At 62.2% G+C, this 17,086-nt stretch carries 7 protein-coding genes and 1 pseudogene; 5 read left to right on the forward strand and 3 right to left on the reverse strand.

Annotated features, from left to right (window positions below; translation table 11 throughout):
* Nucleotides 1–50: 50 nt before the first annotated feature.
* Nucleotides 51–1,004, reverse strand: coding sequence for a hypothetical protein (locus A5740_RS07630; protein WP_139334983.1), 954 nt, complete (start codon nucleotides 1,002–1,004; stop codon nucleotides 51–53).
* Between the two features lie 261 nt (nucleotides 1,005–1,265).
* Between A5740_RS07630 and A5740_RS07635 the strand changes: the two genes are divergently transcribed.
* The 3 genes from A5740_RS07635 (at nucleotide 1,266) to A5740_RS07645 (ending at nucleotide 6,085) form a co-directional block, all read left to right on the forward strand.
* Nucleotides 1,266–2,603 carry a hypothetical protein gene (locus A5740_RS07635; RefSeq protein ID WP_076192763.1) on the forward strand — a complete coding sequence of 446 codons (1,338 nt, stop codon included), beginning with the start codon at nucleotides 1,266–1,268 and terminating at the stop codon, nucleotides 2,601–2,603.
* Between the two features lie 75 nt (nucleotides 2,604–2,678).
* Nucleotides 2,679–4,772, forward strand: coding sequence for an McrB family protein (locus A5740_RS07640; protein ID WP_076192765.1), 2,094 nt, complete (start codon nucleotides 2,679–2,681; stop codon nucleotides 4,770–4,772).
* A gap of 2 nt (nucleotides 4,773–4,774) precedes the next feature.
* A complete protein-coding gene (locus A5740_RS07645) occupies nucleotides 4,775–6,085 on the forward strand; it encodes an McrC family protein (RefSeq protein WP_254849112.1) in 1,311 nt (436 codons plus the stop codon).
* Between the two features lie 1,020 nt (nucleotides 6,086–7,105).
* Here the strand turns inward: A5740_RS07645 and A5740_RS29030 are convergent.
* Together A5740_RS29030 and A5740_RS07655 are read right to left on the reverse strand one after the other, a co-directional pair.
* Nucleotides 7,106–7,265, reverse strand: a pseudogene (locus A5740_RS29030) (translation initiation factor IF-2 N-terminal domain-containing protein); the annotation flags it as partial.
* A 94-nt stretch (nucleotides 7,266–7,359) separates the two neighbouring features.
* Nucleotides 7,360–10,740 (reverse strand): DEAD/DEAH box helicase, encoded by a 3,381-nt coding sequence (locus tag A5740_RS07655; protein WP_076192768.1) that lies wholly within the window; start codon nucleotides 10,738–10,740, stop codon nucleotides 7,360–7,362.
* 125 nt (nucleotides 10,741–10,865) lie between these two features.
* Between A5740_RS07655 and A5740_RS07660 the strand changes: the two genes are divergently transcribed.
* Together A5740_RS07660 and A5740_RS07665 are read left to right on the forward strand one after the other, a co-directional pair.
* Nucleotides 10,866–14,276, forward strand: coding sequence for a helicase-related protein (locus tag A5740_RS07660; RefSeq protein WP_076192769.1), 3,411 nt, complete (start codon nucleotides 10,866–10,868; stop codon nucleotides 14,274–14,276).
* Nucleotides 14,276–17,086 carry a DUF1156 domain-containing protein gene (locus A5740_RS07665; RefSeq protein WP_076192771.1) on the forward strand — a complete coding sequence of 937 codons (2,811 nt, stop codon included), beginning with the start codon at nucleotides 14,276–14,278 and terminating at the stop codon, nucleotides 17,084–17,086. The genes A5740_RS07660 and A5740_RS07665 overlap by 1 nt, the downstream gene beginning before the upstream one ends.

A 17,086-nucleotide genomic window follows, 5' to 3' on the forward strand; every position in this document is an offset into this window, starting at 1 on the left:
CGGTGACGAACTGCAACCGTCGCTGAGTTGCCCGGGCGTGCCAGAACGATCTACTTCGGGCGGAGGCCCGGTCCTTGGATCAGGTCGTTTTCGGCGCGTGCGCGCTCGCTCTTCCAGGTGTCTCGTTCAAGTCTCACTCTGGTCCGTTCGAGCCAATTTCCGGATTGGGCGCTCTCGTTGAACGGTTCCATAGTTTGCAGAACTTCCGCTCGGGGCTGCTCGACCCCGCTGCGCATCTCCAAGGCGAGGGCGATGATCCGACAACCCCGCCGCAGGCGCGCCATGAGCAGGCATGCCTCGGCTATGCGGCCCCCGGCGAGAGCGGCCTGAACCTTCAGCAACTCGTTGCGTATTTTGCCCAAATCCACAAGTACCGCCTGCCCATTGCGGGATCTGCCCAGGACAGGCGCCCAGTCTCGCAAAGCGGCGATCACACGGCGAACGCATTGGTCGAGCAGGTCCGTGCGCCACGACTCCGCTCCGTCGGCAAGTTGGCTGGGAGGCGCGTGGCGACGCGGATCAGTTGACGACGGACCGCCTGTCACGACCCGATTGAGCGATCCGCGCCGTTCTCGTAGCCACCTCAAGGGGCGGCCGTTTGCCGACCAGTCGCCCCACTGCGCGTGATCTGGCGGTATCGGTTCTGACGCCAAAGCAAGTGCAACCTCGATGTCGACGACGTGATCGACGATGCCGCCCATCCCGGCGGCGGTGACATTGTCGTCGAGCTCCGACTGCACTCGAGTGTCATGTACCTCGAACGCGAGAAACCCTAGGCCTACGAGGAGCAAAGAACTCAACACTGCACTCAATACCGAGTGGTCGGCCCAGAACTCCGACAGCACGCCCAACGGCCAATCGGTGAGCAACATGGCCAACAGCCCGCACGCACAAGCACACGCAAGTACAACGAGCCAGCGCCGGTTCACACGGCCGAAACGGATAGTCGCTACCAGCACGAAGACAACGCATGACCCAGTGAGCACGGCGATCAACGCGATCATGTTCACCTCCGAGCGCCCGACCGCACATCAGCTGCAAACATCAGTTCCCCCAACGGACTGCACGCCCTGTCGACACTTGCCTGATGCTAACCATCCGTTGAGACTTTCCCGGAGAAGAATCGTCGATCGGCCGGGACGGTGGAATCAGCATTTCTCAGCATCCCGCGTTCCGTCCGGGGAAACATGTACTGACTCCCCGATGACCGGAGCCCGACACGGACACTCACCTAGACTGCGCTAGCGCGAGCAAAGGAGGCACCTATGGCCGACGATCTTGAATCGACGGGATCGACGCCGGCCGACAACGTCTCCGATCCCCTGCCCGTCGTCATCCCACAGGAGGGCGAGGTCGCCGTTTCCGTGCAGCCGGAGGGACTACTGGTTGCGGGTGAGCCGTCGGAGATTGAGGCCTACGTCGACCGCATCCGCAACGTCGCGGGCCATGCCGTCGGTGTGATCGGCGTGGACAAGGCTTCCGTCGGTAACGCCGCCGGCCTCGCAGCTGGGGCGGCAGCGTTTCTCGGCCAGTCCGCGAAGTTCGTCCAGCTGCATCCCGAGAGCGTCAAGGCAATCCAGAAGGGCAACCTGATCCCGGGGACCGATGGCTTCTACCGCATGATGACCCGCGGTGCGGACAAGAAGTTCGTCAGCCAGCTGCAGTGGAAGCAGGCCAACCTCACGCCGACGCGGATGATGTCGCTGCAGATGGTGGCGGTGCAGATGGCACTGAAGACCGCGATCGCCGAAGTCGAGGCCTCCGTCGAGCGTGTCGAAGGCAAAGTCGAAGAGGTGCTGCGCCTCGCCCACGCCAACCGGTCCGGTGACGTCCTCGGCGACCGGGTCACCATCGATCGGATGGCGAGCTACCTCGACAGACACGGGTCGTTTTCCGACGCCGACTGGGATTCGATCGCCGGCATCGGACCGGCGCTCAATCGCACGGTCGAGCAGCTGCGTCATCATGCCGACCGGACACTGCGCAGCTTTGACGCGTCCAAGCCCATTCAGGAGCGCGCGGATTTCATCGTCAAGGCGGTCGAGGGCAATCAGCTTGGTGAAACCCTGAGTCTGCTGGTGGTGTCCCAGGAGTCACTGTTCAAGTGGCAGCGGTTGCGGCTGGCCCGGGTCGAAGCCACTCAGCCCGAGCACGTGCAGCAGGTTCTCGACGACGCGCGCGATCTGCTTGCCCGGCAGATGATCGAGGACGATGCACTGTTCCAACGGGCCCGCGAGATCCTGGAGGCCGTTGCGAAAACCGAAGCCATTGACGGCTTTCGGTTCTGGTCGGTACAAGGGTTGCAGCGCAGCCTGCCGACTTTGCGGGAGGATCTGGATCGGTTTGGCAAAGCGCGGCGCGCGCACCTGCAGGACTGGCAGGATTTCAACGCACCGAGTCCTCGCGACGCCGCGAACGCGGCGGTGGAGCGTGTGACCGAAACCGCCACTGCGGCTCTTGGAGTCGCCAGTGACACCGCGACTTTGGCACTCGGCGCCGCGAGCGAAGGCATCGACAAGATCGGTGGATTCCTGGGGAGAGCGCGGGAGAAGAGCAAGGTATGGCGGCGGGAAAAGTCGGACGAGGCGGGCGAGTCAACCTAGACAGCGGCCTCTCTGCGTGCCGTCGGGATCGGCGGCTGTCAGTTGTGTTGTCCCTCATGAGAACGGCGGATTGATATGGTCGATGACCACACCCGACACGACATCCTCGAGGCGCTCAAGTCGTGGGATCGAGCTGCAGCGGCATCGAAGCTCACCAAGTCTGAGCAACTGCGCAACCAGTTCGCCGAACGGTTTCCCAGAACCGCCTGGGAGGAACTCTCCCTGGCGGATTACGCGCTCGGACAAAACAATCAGGACGTCGTTTCCTACTGGATGGAGTTCAAGGACGGTCTGATTCCGAGTATGAAGGGCGGCTCGGCGTTCAAGCACCTGATCTACCGGACCACCACGGGCTCATGGTATTTCCCGAAAGAGTACGAGTCAGTCGAGCAGGCATGGGAAGCCGTTCGGGCCGGGTTCGTGCAGATGCTGCATTTCGCCGCCGAAGGCCGGTTCGATGATGCCGACGATGTCAAGGCTCTCTACGCCGCTCCGGCCCTGCGGGCCAAGCTGCTGTGCATGTACTACCCGTCGGACCTCATCACGGTGTCATCGAAGGACCACATCGACCACTACCTGCGGGCATTGGGCGAGAAGCCTGCCTCCTCGGTGCTCCGCGCCAATCGACAGCTGCTCAACGCGTTGCGGTCCATCACGGAACTCGCTGACCTGTCCAATCAGGAACTCGGAATCTTCCTGTACCACTGGCACAATCCGCGCCCTTCACAGCGAGTGGTGAAGATCGCCCCCGGCGAACAGGGAAAGTACTGGCAGGACTGCCTCGACAATGGCTTCATCTGCGTCGGCTGGGATGACGTCGGCGATCTCGCACAGTTCAGCACCAAGGACGAGTTCCGTGACGTTTTCCGGGAGCACTACCCGTACAACGACGTCGAGCAGCAAGTCAGCCGGAAAGCCAACGAACTCTGGACGCTGAGGGAACTTCAGCCCGGCGACACCGTCATCGCCAACCGCGGCACCGGGTGCCTGCTCGGCGTCGGGACCGTCAACGACATCGGCTACGTGTGGCATCCCGAGCGCACGGAATACAAGCACACCGTCGGCATCGACTGGGACACCGCGGCGGCCGGGCCCATTGAGCAGGTAGACGCGTGGAGGGTGACGACCGTCTCGAAGGTGTCGGCCGAGTTGCAACGGAAACTCCTGGGACGGGGCCCGGCCCCCAAACCCGTTGAGGACGATGCGAAGCTGCTCGAACTGGAAGCTGCGCTGCGTCGGCGCGGTCAGGTGATCCTGTACGGGCCCCCAGGAACCGGAAAGACCCACATTGCCCGTCGGGCCGCGGCCTGGTTACTCGACGGCGGAAGCACGAACGCACAGGCCAACGGACTGCTCGCCGACACCGATGCGCTCACCCGCCGCGAACAAGCCTTGGCTGAGCCGACCGGTCCCGGCAAGGCTGCCCGACTGACCCGTATCACCTTCCATCCGTCCTATGCCTACGAAGACTTCGTCGAAGGCTTCCGCCCTCAGCGGTCCGACGACGGCGCCATGCAGCTCGTCTTGACCGACGGCATCTTCAAACGAGTCTGCACAACCGCCCACAACGATCCGACCAACAGCTACATCGTTTTGATCGACGAGATCAACCGCGGCAACATCCCAAAGATTTTCGGCGAACTGATCACGCTCATCGAGAAGGACAAGCGGGGCCTGACAGTTCAACTGCCGCAAAGCAATGACAGCTTCTCAGTACCCCCGAATATCCTCATCATCGGCACCATGAACACCGCCGACCGCAGCATTCACCTGCTCGATACCGCACTGCGCAGACGCTTTCAGTTCATCGAATTGCTTCCAGACATCGAACTTCTCGAAGGGGCTTCGGTGGGCGCGCTGGCACTCGATGCGTTCCTTGGCGGCCTCAACGAGGAGATCCGCAAACGCTTTGGTCGCGAGAAGCAGATCGGCCATGCGTTGTTCTATCAGAATGGTGAAATCGTGGACTCCCCAGACGAGTTCGCCGCCATCATCCGCTATGAACTGATTCCACTCCTCCAGGAGTACTTTTACGAGGACTATCAAGCCCTGGGCCACCTTCTGGGCGGAGTGATCGATACCCAAGCCCAGCAGATCGCTGAGCTCGCCAACGATCCGGAAGGGTTGTGCGTCGATCTGGCGAACAAATACGGCAGCGCCTCCGCGTGACCATGCGCCGTACCGTCGAGCTCGCCGAATACCAAAACGAATGTGTGCCCGCGGACAAGCCGACCCTGGCCGATCTGAAGCTGGCCGAAAAGCTCGCGGCCGGAGGCGCCGTCGATGCGCGGCTGGACGTGCGCTGGCTGGCCGATGGGAACGTAGAAATCAACGCGACCTCCTGGGTCGGTGTGGTGCGGTTCAGCGCTTTGGAGATCCGTGTTGTCCCCAAGTTGGTCGGTGGGTCGTTACGCGTCCTGCGGATGGTCGAGTACGCCAACGGGATACAGCTGCTGTCACACCTTCCACCCGATCAGCATCTGCCCGCCGACGGCACCGACCTGTTTCAGTTGATCGTCATGGCTTTGGTCCAGGAAACCAGAGAGCTGATCCGAGACGGGCTCATCCGTGACTATCGGCGCACCGACGATTCCCTCACTGTCCTGCGTGGCCGTCTACGGATGCGCGATCAGTTCCTGCGCCGGTACGGCAGCCTGCACAAGTTGGAGTGCCAATACGACGAGTACGACGGCGACATACCGGAGAACCAGCTACTTGCGGCGGCATTGTCCGCTGCAGCCACGCGCGTGGCCGACGACAAGCTGAGGACCGACACCCGAGGGCTCGCCGCAGTTCTGGCCGCAACATGCGAGCCTCCCACACTTGACCCCGAGTGGTACACGCGCCGAATTCACTATGACCGCCGCAACTCCCGGTACCGACCTGCCCATGAGCTCGCCGTCATGGTGTTGGAAGGACTGGCTCTCAACGATTTGCACAGCAGCGGCCACCAAGGTGTCACCGCCTTCATGCTCGACATGAACGCGATCTTCGAACGATTCGTCACCCGACTCGTCTCAGAAGCGCTGGCCGGGACAACGCTGGGGTTGAGTGCTCAGCAGAGCTACGGCGCCGTCGTCGTCGACGAGAGCACCGGGCGCACCTACAGCACCATCCGACCCGACCTCGTCATCGTCGACACCGAGTCAGGGCGCAAGGTCCCCGTCGATATCAAGTACAAGCTGTACGAGGACAAGCGATTCGGCACCGGCGACATCTATCAGCTCTTCACCTACGCCTACGCTCTCGGCGAGTCCGATTCGACGCGCAACGCCGGCGTCCTCTATGCCGCGACAACTTCCGTGACCGGGCCCGCACTGCGTATCAAGCCTCAGACCGGGATATCAGGGGCACACATTCGCGGCGCTGGACTCGACGTGGCCGGCATTGTGGACGGATTGAACGGTGTCCCTCCCGAGTTGGCACTGCGCACGGTTCGAGACATCGTTCACGACGTCATTGGGCTGGTGGGTATCAACTGACAACCTGGGGGACGAGATGCTGCAGTGCGTGAAACCACGCCCTGGCAGGTCAGACAAGCAGCAGCGCTATCGGGCCGACCTACGATCGCTTGCGCTATCCATAGCTCGACGGTGACCGGCCTAACCTCCACGAACTGGGCTTGTGTGAACGCATTGATTCGCGCGCCGCTTCATCGGATCGCTTCTCGGCCTCTGTCCGCGGACGCGGAGGCGCCATCATCTCGCGCACCCGCTTCCTCACTACCTCTGGATCAGGCTTTCGTGGTGGCTCGCGTTTGACCGGCACACGAATACTCCTCTGTGCTCGCTTTGGCAGCTTGGCGGAAGTACGACCCGCACTCTGTCGTTGCGGTACAGCAGGTTTAGGGCTCTGCGAACGCGACTTCTTGCTTTTCTTGGTCTGCTTGGCTTGGTCAGCCTTCTCATGAAGTCGAGAGATTTGCTTCCGCTGCCGATCGGAATGCACCTGAAGTCGTCGATAGTCTGCTCGCAGCTGAGCAAGTTCAGCCGAAACAGACTCGAATTGGCTGCGCCACCAATTCGTCTGATATTCAGGAAGTTTCACGTTACAGTCATGGCATACCTCATCCGCCACAACTGCAATCGGAGACAAGCGAACCGTGATGTCCTGGCGACCACACAGCGCTTGGTCGTGGCACTCGTTCAGGTAGTCCCGGTGATGTACAACATCTGTGGCCGACTCGTATAGGTAGTCGTATGCCGGTTCGGGCAGCTGCGGAGCCGGCTCCGCGTTTGGACGACAAGCGTGCCCATCGACCTTTCGCGGCTGAGTTCGCTTGACGAGCTGACTCTCGGACGTCCGACAGCTCCGATATTCGAACCTCTTCCGCACCCGATCAGCGAATTGCGGCGTAGTTGCCGAGTTGCCATCTCGCACTTCCGCGCCCAAATGACGAAGGTATCCGATGACCGCCTTATCCGGCACACGGAGTTCGGAGGCGAGTCTCGCAACTGTGAGGCCTGCACTGTTGTTCGTGACCTCTGGAGGGTCTGTTCTGTGCTTCCCGAAAGACTCCCGGAGACGGCTCGCGACTGGTGCACTCACTACTGACGACGCGGAATTGACAAACTCACCCTCCGCTTTCAGGTGGGCAAGCAAGCCCTTGCTCGGTAGCCCCAATTCCTTTGCGAGCTCGTGGATCCGCACCTTTCCGCCCACAGCAGCCATCCAATCTTCCCGTGGAGCCAGTCATATGTGACTGACAACCGTCCGCTCGATACGTTCGATTCCGATGCAGCGACCAAGGTTTAGCTCATCGGGTTCGTCCTTCGATCTGAGCTATGTCATGCACTGCCCGAAGAATCTCCTCGTCATAGGCCGAGAGCGCCTTCAACCCCAACCGCCTCCGGAAGGCCCCAAACAGCTCATCGTCCGGCGTCAGTTTGCCGTCGGCAGCCAGCTGCGCCAGGTGATGGGCCAGCTCGGATGGAGGAACGCGGTCCAGGGTCCGTGCGCCGAGTTCCCGTGGCACTACTTGAGCCTGGGTAGGCAACCGGAACGTTCGTGGCTTTACACCCTGCTCGTTCAGCGGGTTCTCTGCGACAATCTGTCCTTCTCGCTCAGCTTGGGAGATCGCACGATTCAAGGTGCGGGATACCTCTTTGCCGCCGCCATGCCCGTTACACGCCTCGATATAAGCGTCGTGAATTCGGAAGCCTATGACGGGGCCTTCTGATTCCACGATGCGTACCACGTTGTTGATGATCATGGCATCCGACGTGCGCTCGATACTGGGTAATCGTCCTTGGAACTCCCTGTAGGGCTTGAGGTTCGAACTCGGGCCGGCGGATTCCATCCGCGCGTGCACAGCGGGCGGCCCATCCACGGCACGCGTAGACATCGATGGGCCCGAACTCCGAGTAGGTGACTCAATATGAGCGGTAGGCATCCTGAGCGTGCCTGCACGCTCAGGATCGTCTGCGGATGGCCGGGTCGTCTCGGCCCGGCCAACTGCCGGCCCACCGGCCGGCGGCGTCGTCGTGGCGGAACTTCTTTCACTCCCGGCTGCGCCACCAAAGAGCCGCTCACGCTCAGCCGCGATGATCTCGCGCGCGAGTTCGGCTTCGGTGATGTCATACGCCTCGGGGGCGCTCTCAGCAGTTTCGCTCTGCCGTGCGAAACTCTCGAAGAGCTCCTTCTTGCGAGCCAAGATCTCACGGATTTGTTGATCAACGCCTTCATCGGACAGAAGTCGGTGTACTTGAACCGATTCCAGCTGCCCCATGCGATGGGCCCGTGCGATCGCCTGCCATTCGATGGTCGGTTTGAGCTGCGGTTCACAGATCACCACGACCGATGCCGCCTGGATGTTCAATCCGACACCGCCGGCCAGGATCTGAGCAACCAGCACGGCACCCTGTTTTGCCGCCGAAAATTGGTCGACCATGTCCTGTCGGCGACCCGCCGCGACCGAGCCCGTCAGCGGTCCGAAAACGCGACCGGGCAGGTGAGCAGCGACCTGCTGCAAAACGTCAAGAAAGTGCGAAAAGACGACGACTCGCCGGCCGTTGGCCTCCGCCTCTTCCACGATCTCGATGAGGCGTTCCATCTTGGCGGACTTATGCCCGCGATTCATGGCTGCTTGCCGCATCGCCATGAAGTTGCGTTCATTAACCGCAGCGCGATAGGCCGAAGCATCCTCGCCCGACATCGTTATCCACTCGTCAACCTCGACGAGTTCGGGAAGTTCGGCGAGAACGTCCTCTTGGTTGCGACGGAGATACGCAGGCGCGACTTGACGACGAAACTTCTTGGGCGAGAACTCGTCTGCATCAAGCACTAAATCGGGACGAAGGTAACCGACCAGGTTGCGGAACTCATCGAGGCGGTTCTCAAGTGGTGTACCGGTCAGCAGGATCGCGCGTTCGCAGGTGTCGATCAGGTGCGCGGTCCGTTGTGTCCTGAGAGCCTCGGGGTTCTTGATGTAGTGCGCTTCGTCCACGATCACGCACCCCAGGTTGGGCACGGACACATTATTTTTCACCCAGCCCAGGGTTTCGAAGGTGGTGACAGCGACTCCGCCGTTGCGTTCCCAGTTCTTGGCAGCCCATTGCCGGTCCGGCCCGTGCAGGCGGTGGGCGGCCAGCTTAGACTTGGCAGCCACTTCGCGAACCCAGTTGGTCACCACGGCGGCTGGGCACACCACCAGGAAATTATGGTCACCTTTGGCGCGAAGGTGAGCCAACGCCGCAATGGCTTCCACGGTCTTTCCCAGCCCCATCTCGTCACCGATTACGACCTTGCGCTGCACCAGTGCGAACTTCGCCGCAAAACTCTGGTACCCACGTAGTGACGCGGTCAGGTGGTCGCCCTTGAGCTCGAACTCTCGGACCGCTTCGATGATCTCGGTGGGAAGGTCGCCTTGCGTCTTCTCGTCGTCTTCGGTGATGAAACCCAGCTCGGCGAGCAGCGCGAAGTAATCCGCGGGGCGGGCAAGGAAGTCTTCCCACGGGTCACCGACTGTCGCGACATCTTGGGCATCGGCTATGGCGCGCGCAGACCTGGCGACGGTCTGGATGGCTTGTCGGAATTCCTCAACACTGGACTCAGCCGGAAGCACAATCGCGTAGTTGACGGCCTTGTCGATAGCAGCCGCGACAGGAGCCAGTTCTTCAACAATCGCCATCTCAGAAGTTGTGGCGGAGGCGCGGTGTGCCGCATCCCAGGCCCGCAAGCGGCGCAAAAACTCGGTGTACTCCGGAGTTCGCTTCTTGATATCGATCCGCATAGGCATCTCATCGAACGTGTTCTGCCGCAACGTACGTGCCGCTGCGCGGATGCGGGTGGCGGTGGTCGGCCCGATCCCCTCGAATCCCTCCAGTCTGTGCTCGTTCGCCAGGACTGCGAGGACGTTGGTGATGCCGTTGTCATTCAGTGCACCCACACGGATCTTGTCGCGGGTTGCTTCTCGAAGGCGTTCGACTGGCATGTCGGCCAGTAGCCGGTCGGTCTCCTGATTACGGACATGGTTGCCCGCGTCGACCGCGGACTTGCGTAGGTTCGCCTCGTCGGCCGCTGCACGGCGGATGACGGCCGTGGCGTTCGGGAGGATTGCGAACGCCGTGGACGCCTCGACTGTGGCGCCGTGCCCTTGGTCGGGTAGCTGCTGCTTGAAGCCCACCCAGTCGGCGAGGATGTCGCCGAACTCGAGCGCACGCACCCGCGGATCGTCGCGGGGCGCTGCCTTCTCAATCTCGCCGTGCAGTTGGCTGGTAAGGAACCAGCGGCGGTAGTCGGCCAAGAACGTCGCGGCCTGGTTGGCTTTGTCCCGCGTACCTCCGAAAAGGAGCAGCCGGCCGAACCCCGTGACCTTTCGTAAGTCGTCGGTAGCTTGTCCTACCTCCGTGGTCAGCCGATCGAGCTCTCGCTGCACGTCGAGCGGGACGTCTGGAAGGGTGGCCTTGGCGGCGACCGCTTGCAACGCCCCAAGGTCGTCGGACCGCAACGGCACGACGTGCCAAAGCACACGGTTGTCTCGCCGCGCCTGAACCACTCGTTGATGCAGCGCCGTCGATGCCTTGTTTGCGGTGACGATCACCTGGACTCTTGCCGCGAGCACCGCCCGGGCGGCCTCCACCCAGCCGCGTACCTCGTCACCTATCGCCGATGTTGACGGCTGGTCGTCTGTAGCCATGGCCCCCGTTGGTGGTCGGATTTCTGCGAAGATTAGCGGACCCGCCGACAGCCTGTGACGCAGCCCGCATATTGTCGGAGCCGTCGAGTAGCGTGGGCCGGCTATCTACCGAGAGGGACGATCGGGTGCTGCTAGAAGAGCTGAAACCAGGCCTACGTATCGACGGGCTGATCCCCGCCCAAGCGATCACGGTGATCTTTGCTCAATGGCATGGCACCGACGCGTTAGAGCTGACCTACAAGACCAACGACGGTGCCCTGGGCCAACAGGTGGTTTTCCGGAAAGACCAGGATCAACTCACCGTTGCCCAGGCTGGCAGTCGAGCCTTCGATGCCAACGCGACCGACTTCAAGCTGGTCGCCGAGGCTCAGCGCATCAGCCTGGCGGGGCTCTTTGACCCCATGCTGGCGGTAGCCACCAGCGACGTGCGCCCACTGCCCCACCAGATCCGTGCGGTCTACGGCGAGCTGCTTCCCCGCACGCCGCTGCGGTTCCTGCTAGCTGACGATCCCGGTGCCGGCAAGACCATCATGGCCGGCCTGTACATCAAGGAGCTGCTACTGCGCGACGACGTCCGGCAATGCCTGATCGTCGCTCCGGGCGGCCTGGTCGAGCAGTGGCAGGACGAGTTGTTCTTCAAGTTCGGGCTGCGGTTTGATTTGCTGACCAACCAACTCATCGACGCCAACGTCAATCTCAACGTCTTCGAAACCAACCCGCTGCTGATCGCCCGGATGGACCAGCTGTCCCGCAACGAGGAGCTGCAGGCCCAGCTCAAGGAAACCGAGTGGGATCTGGTCATCGTCGACGAGGCCCACCGCATGGGCGCCCACTACTTCGGCGGCAAGCTGGAGAAAACGAAACGTTTCCTGCTCGGTGAGCTCCTCGGTCGCATCACCCGCCACCTGCTTTTGATGACCGCGACCCCGCATTCGGGCAAGGAGGAAGACTTCCAGCTCTTCCTCACCCTGCTGGACCGCGACCGGTTCGAGGGCAAGAACACGAAGACCGCCAACACCGACGGCATCATGCGCCGCATGGTCAAAGAGGATCTGCTGACATTCGACGGCAAGAAACTCTTTCCCGAGCGCCGTGCCGAAACCGTGCCCTACGAGCTGACCGCGTTGGAGCAGGACCTCTACGAACAGGTCACCGAGTACGTGCGGGAAGGCATGAACCGTGCTGACCGAGTCGGCGGCAAACGCAAGAACACCGTCGGCTTTGCCCTGACGGTGCTGCAGCGCCGGCTCGCCTCAAGTCCGGAAGCCATCTACAAGAGCCTGGTGCGCCGCACCGAACGCCTGGAACGCAAGAAGCAGGAAATCCTCAACGGCACCTACACCGATAAAGAACCCACGATTGATTTCGACGGCCTCGATGCCGATGACTACAGCTCCGAGCAGATCGAGGAGCTGGAGGAGGAATTGCTCGATGCCGCCACTGCCGCGCAGACAGTGGAGGAGCTTGATGCCGAGCTGCTAGAACTAGCCGAACTCACGACCGTCGCACGGCAAGTCCGGGACTCTGGAACCGACCGTAAGTGGACAGAACTGAGTCGGATCCTGCAGGACGAGGCGCTGACCACCGACGCGAACGGCTGGCCCCGCAAGCTGATTATCTTCACCGAGCACCGCGACACCCTCGACTATCTGGCCGGCCGCATCCGCTCCCTGCTGGGTAAGCCGAATGCGGTGCAGGCTATTCATGGCGGGGTGCGCCGCAAGGAGCGGCGGACGATCACCGAGGAGTTCACCAAGAACCGCGACTGCCAAATCCTGTTGGCCACCGACGCTGCCGGCGAGGGACTGAACCTGCAAGCCGCACACTTGATGGTCAACTACGACCTGCCGTGGAACCCCAACCGGATCGAGCAGCGGTTCGGCCGTATCCACCGCATCGGCCAGCTGGAGGTCTGCCGGTTGTGGAACATCGTCGCCAGCAACACCCGGGAGGGTGCCGTGTTCGAGCGGCTCCTGGACAAGATCGAAGAACAACGGAAAGCCTACGGTGGCAAGGTCTTCGACGTGCTCGGCGAAGCCTTTAGCGAGACACCGCTGCGTGAGCTGCTGCTGGAGGCGATCCGGTACGGCGAGCAGGACGAGGTGCGGGCCAAGATGCACGAGGTGATCGACCACCAGGTGGCCGATGGACTCAAAGAACTGCTCGACGAACGCGCCTTAGCCTCTGAGCATCTGGCCGACGCCGACCTGGCGAAGCTCCGCGCGGCCATGGACGAGGCCCGCGCCCGACGCCTGCAGCCGCACTACATCGAGCTGGCGTTCAAGGCGGCGTTCACCCGGCTGGGCGGGCGCATTGCCCGACGCGAGCGCGGCCGCTATGAGATCGCCAATGTGCCCGCGCAGATCCGGGCCAGCAAGTATCAGCCGATCGCCACAAAGTACGACCGGGTGACCTTCGATCTCAAATACGCGCATCCCGAGGAACTTTCACACGCCGACCTCCTGGCGCCGGGGCATCCGCTGCACGACGCGGTGATGGATGAGGCAATCCGACAGTTTGGCGGCACCCTGCACAGCGGAACGGTCTTGGTGTCGTCGACGCTGGAGGAACCGCATCTGCTGGTGGGTGTGGTGGAGGAAGTGGCCGACGCAACCGGGGCGGCGGTGTCGCGGCGGTTCGGTTATGCCTACGTTGACAGCATGGGCACCGTCACCCCCGCCGGTCCGGCGCCGTACCTCGACTGTGTCGCCGCGCCGGAGACACCTGCGGTGGCAGCCGCGCGTCAGTTGCCCTGGCTGGCCGACGCCGAAGACCGGGCCACCAGCTGGATCATCACCACCCAACTGCCCGAGTACCTCGCCGAGGTACAACCGCGACGGGCCGCCGAACTCGCCAAGACCCGCGAACTCGTCGTGAGACGTCTTGAATCAGAACGTGATCGACTCCTGCTCGACGCCACGGTGGCGTCCGAGAAAGAGCAGGCCGGGGAGAAACCGAAGGAATCCGCCGAAAGCCTGAGCCGCAAAGCAGTCGACCTCGACATGCGGCTACGCAAACGCCTCGAACTCCTCGAGCAACAAGCCCTGATGTCGACGAAGCCACCGCGCATCATCACCGCAGCACTGGTGCTGCCGGTGAGCATGGTCGACAGTGAGTTGCCGGCTTCGGCCCCGATTCACGCCAAGGAGACTAAGGAAGTCGAGCGTCGCGGTGTCGATCTGGTGTTGGCGCGGGAGCGTGAATTGGGTAGGACACCGGTCGAACAGGCCTTCAACAACAAGGGATTCGACATCCTGTCCTCCGACTCCAACGGTGACACCTACCGGATCGAGGTCAAGGCCCGGCTGGATGGTGCGACGGACTTCTTCGTCACCCACAACGAGGTGATGGTCGGCAAGAACGCCGCACCCCGCTACCGGCTGGCGCTGGTCAAGGTCGATCCTCGCGGCCCTGACCATGATCAAGTGCGCTACCTCGACAACCCGTTTGCGTCGACTGACCTCGGCGACTTCGAAGCCACCGGTGTGCGTGGAGACTGGAACAAGATGTGGAACAAGGGAACTGAGCCATTTTGATGTCATCTGAGAACACCGTTCAGAAGCGCAAGCTGATCGAGGTCGCACTGCCGCTGGAGGCGATCAACCGGGAATCCGCCCGCGAAAAATCGATCCGACATGGGCATCCATCGACGTTGCACCTGTGGTGGGCACGACGGCCGCTCGCCGCTGCCCGTGCCGTGCTGTTCGCGCAGTTGGTCGACGACCCTTCCTCTCACCCCGAAGAGTTCCCGACCGAGGAACTACAGCGCAAGGGACGCGAGCGGCTACACAAGCTGATCGAGCGGCTGGTGGTGTGGGAGAACATCCGCGACGAGAAACTGCTCGCCGAGGCGCACGCTGAGATCCTCAAGTCCACCGACGGCGACCCGCCGCCGATCCTCGACCCGTTCGCCGGTGGCGGCACTATCCCGTTGGAAGCGCAGCGTCTCGGACTAGAAGCCCACGCATCGGACCTGAATCCCGTTGCAGTGCTGATCAACAAAGCACTGATCGAGATTCCGCCGAAGTTCGCTGGGCATCCACCCGTGTCGCCCGAGGTTGCGAACGACCAGCTCAGCCACCCATGGCCAGGTGCCACCGGTCTCGCCGAAGACGTACGGCGCTACGGGCAATGGATGCGCAACGAAGCCGAAGAACGCATCGGGCACCTCTACCCCAAGGCCACTCTGCCCGACGGCACCGAGGCCACCGTGATCGCCTGGATCTGGGCACGCACCGTGACGTGCCCCAACCCCGCCTGCGGCATCACCATGCCGTTGGTTCGGTCATGGTGGCTCGGCAAGAAGAAGGGCAAGGAGGCCTACGTCGTTCCATCGGTGGTCGACGGAAAAGTCCATTTCAGCATCGGCCATGACCCCGAGCATGCACCCACCTCCAATACCGACGGCACCGTCGGGCGCACCGGCGCCGTCTGCATCGGCTGCGGATCTGCGGTCGAGCGAGACCACATCAAGTCCGAAGGCCGCGCCGGTCGGATGGGTTCGCAGCTCATGGCGACCGTTGCAGAGGGCAAGCGCACCCGTACTTATCTGGCCCCCACGCCCGAGCATGAGGCTGTTGCAGCGGTACCCCGTCCGACTGACGTGCCAGAGCAAGAGCTTGGCTACCACCCCAAGGACATCTGGACGCCACCATACGGCCTCACGACCTTCGCGGACCTATTCACGGCGCGACAACTCACCGCGCTGACCATGTTCAGCGACCTCGTCACCGAAGCCCGCGAACGCATCCTCGTCGATGCTCGCGCCGCTGGCGTGCCCGAAGGCGACGGCCTTGAAGCCGGCGGCACCGGAGCGGCCGCCTACGCCGATGCCATCGCGACTTATTTGGGTTTCGCCATAAGCCGGATGACCAATAAGTCGAGCACAATCTGCTCTTGGGACTCCAGCACGAAAATGGAAGCGGTCCGAAGCGTCTTTGCGCGCCAAGCACTTCCAATGAGTTGGGATTTCGCCGAGTCGAACCCCTGGGGAGGATCGGGCGGCGACTACGTCGAGGATCTCCAGTGGGTCAGCCGCGTACTGGATCGATTCGAGGGCAGCTCACCAGGTACTGCAATGCAGGCCGATGCCCAAGATTCAGTCGGCAAAGGCTCGCTCATCTCCACAGACCCGCCCTACTACGACAACATCGGTTATTCAGACTTGTCAGACTTCTTCTATGTGTGGTTGCGCCGATCGCTGCGGTCAATTCATCCCGATTTGCTATCCACGATGCTGGTGCCGAAGGCCGACGAGCTGGTCGCCAACCCGTATCGACATGGCGGCAGAGAGGGTGCACACCAGTTCTTCGAAGAAGGGTTCCGGGAGGTGTTCCGGCGAGCCCGCGAGTCCGCCCTGCCGGACTACCCCATCACCGTCTACTACGCATTCAAGCAATCCGAGACGACCGAAGTCGGCGAGGCCTCCACAGGCTGGGAAACCCTGTTGGAAGGCATGATTCGATCAGGTTGGGCAGTCACCGCGACCTGGCCGCTGCGGAGCGAACTAAGCAACAGGATGCTCTCTCAAGGCACTAACGCTCTGGCATCGTCAATCGTGCTGGCGCTTCGTCCCCGACTTGAGGACGCACCACGAACGGATCGTCGACAGTTTGTCGATGCACTGAAGGCAGAGCTTCCGTCCGCACTCAAGGATCTGCAACAGGGCGCGATCGCACCGGTTGATCTGCCGCAGGCCGCCATTGGTCCGGGTATGGCGGTGTTTTCCCGATACTCGGCGGTGCTTGAGCCTGACGGTACAAAGATGTCGGTGCGCTCGGCATTGGCCCGGATAAACGAGATCCTGGACCAAGTGCTCAACGAGCAGGAGGGCGACTTCGATCCGACGAGTCGGTTCGCAATCGCGTGGTATCGCCAACATGGCTACAGCGCTGGAACATTCGGTGATGCCAACAACCTCGCCAATGCGCGCAACACCACCGTCGACGCGATGGATCGCGGCGGGATTTTGACCAGCCGTGCCGGCAAGGTTCAGCTGATCATGCCCTCCGATTTGAGTCCGATTTACGACGTTCTGAGCGATCTGCACACCAGCAACTGGGAAGTACTACACCATCTCATCAGATCCCTGGAAGGTGAAGGGATCACGTCCGCCGGGGAGTTCCTGCGGACTGCGTTGAGCCGTCCCGACGGCGCAGTGGATGCAGACCTTGTGAAAGAACTCGCCCACCTGCTGTTCCGGATCGCTGAGACCAACGGCTGGACCAAGGACGCGCTGAACTTCAACACCCTGGTGACCAGCTGGCCCGAAATTCTGGATGTCGCAAGGACTGAGACACCGGCTAGCACGCAGAGTGCATTCGACTTCGACGAGGAGGACGACTGA

Origin of the sequence: Mycobacterium sp. GA-1841, from assembly GCF_001954135.1 — a bacterium.
Classification (GTDB): domain Bacteria; phylum Actinomycetota; class Actinomycetes; order Mycobacteriales; family Mycobacteriaceae; genus Mycobacterium.

Bases quoted from the DNA above. Each gene is read 5' to 3' on its own strand.
- A5740_RS07630 (WP_139334983.1), bottom strand. From the start codon at position 1,004: ATGATCGCGTTGATCGCCGTGCTCACTGGGTCATGCGTTGTCTTCGTG.
- A5740_RS07640 (WP_076192765.1), top strand. From the start codon at position 2,679: ATGGTCGATGACCACACCCGACACGACATCCTCGAGGCGCTCAAGTCG.
- A5740_RS07655 (WP_076192768.1), bottom strand. From the start codon at position 10,740: ATGGCTACAGACGACCAGCCGTCAACATCGGCGATAGGTGACGAGGTA.
- A5740_RS07645 (WP_254849112.1), top strand. From the start codon at position 4,775: ATGCGCCGTACCGTCGAGCTCGCCGAATACCAAAACGAATGTGTGCCC.
- A5740_RS07635 (WP_076192763.1), top strand. From the start codon at position 1,266: ATGGCCGACGATCTTGAATCGACGGGATCGACGCCGGCCGACAACGTC.
- A5740_RS07665 (WP_076192771.1), top strand. From the start codon at position 14,276: ATGTCATCTGAGAACACCGTTCAGAAGCGCAAGCTGATCGAGGTCGCA.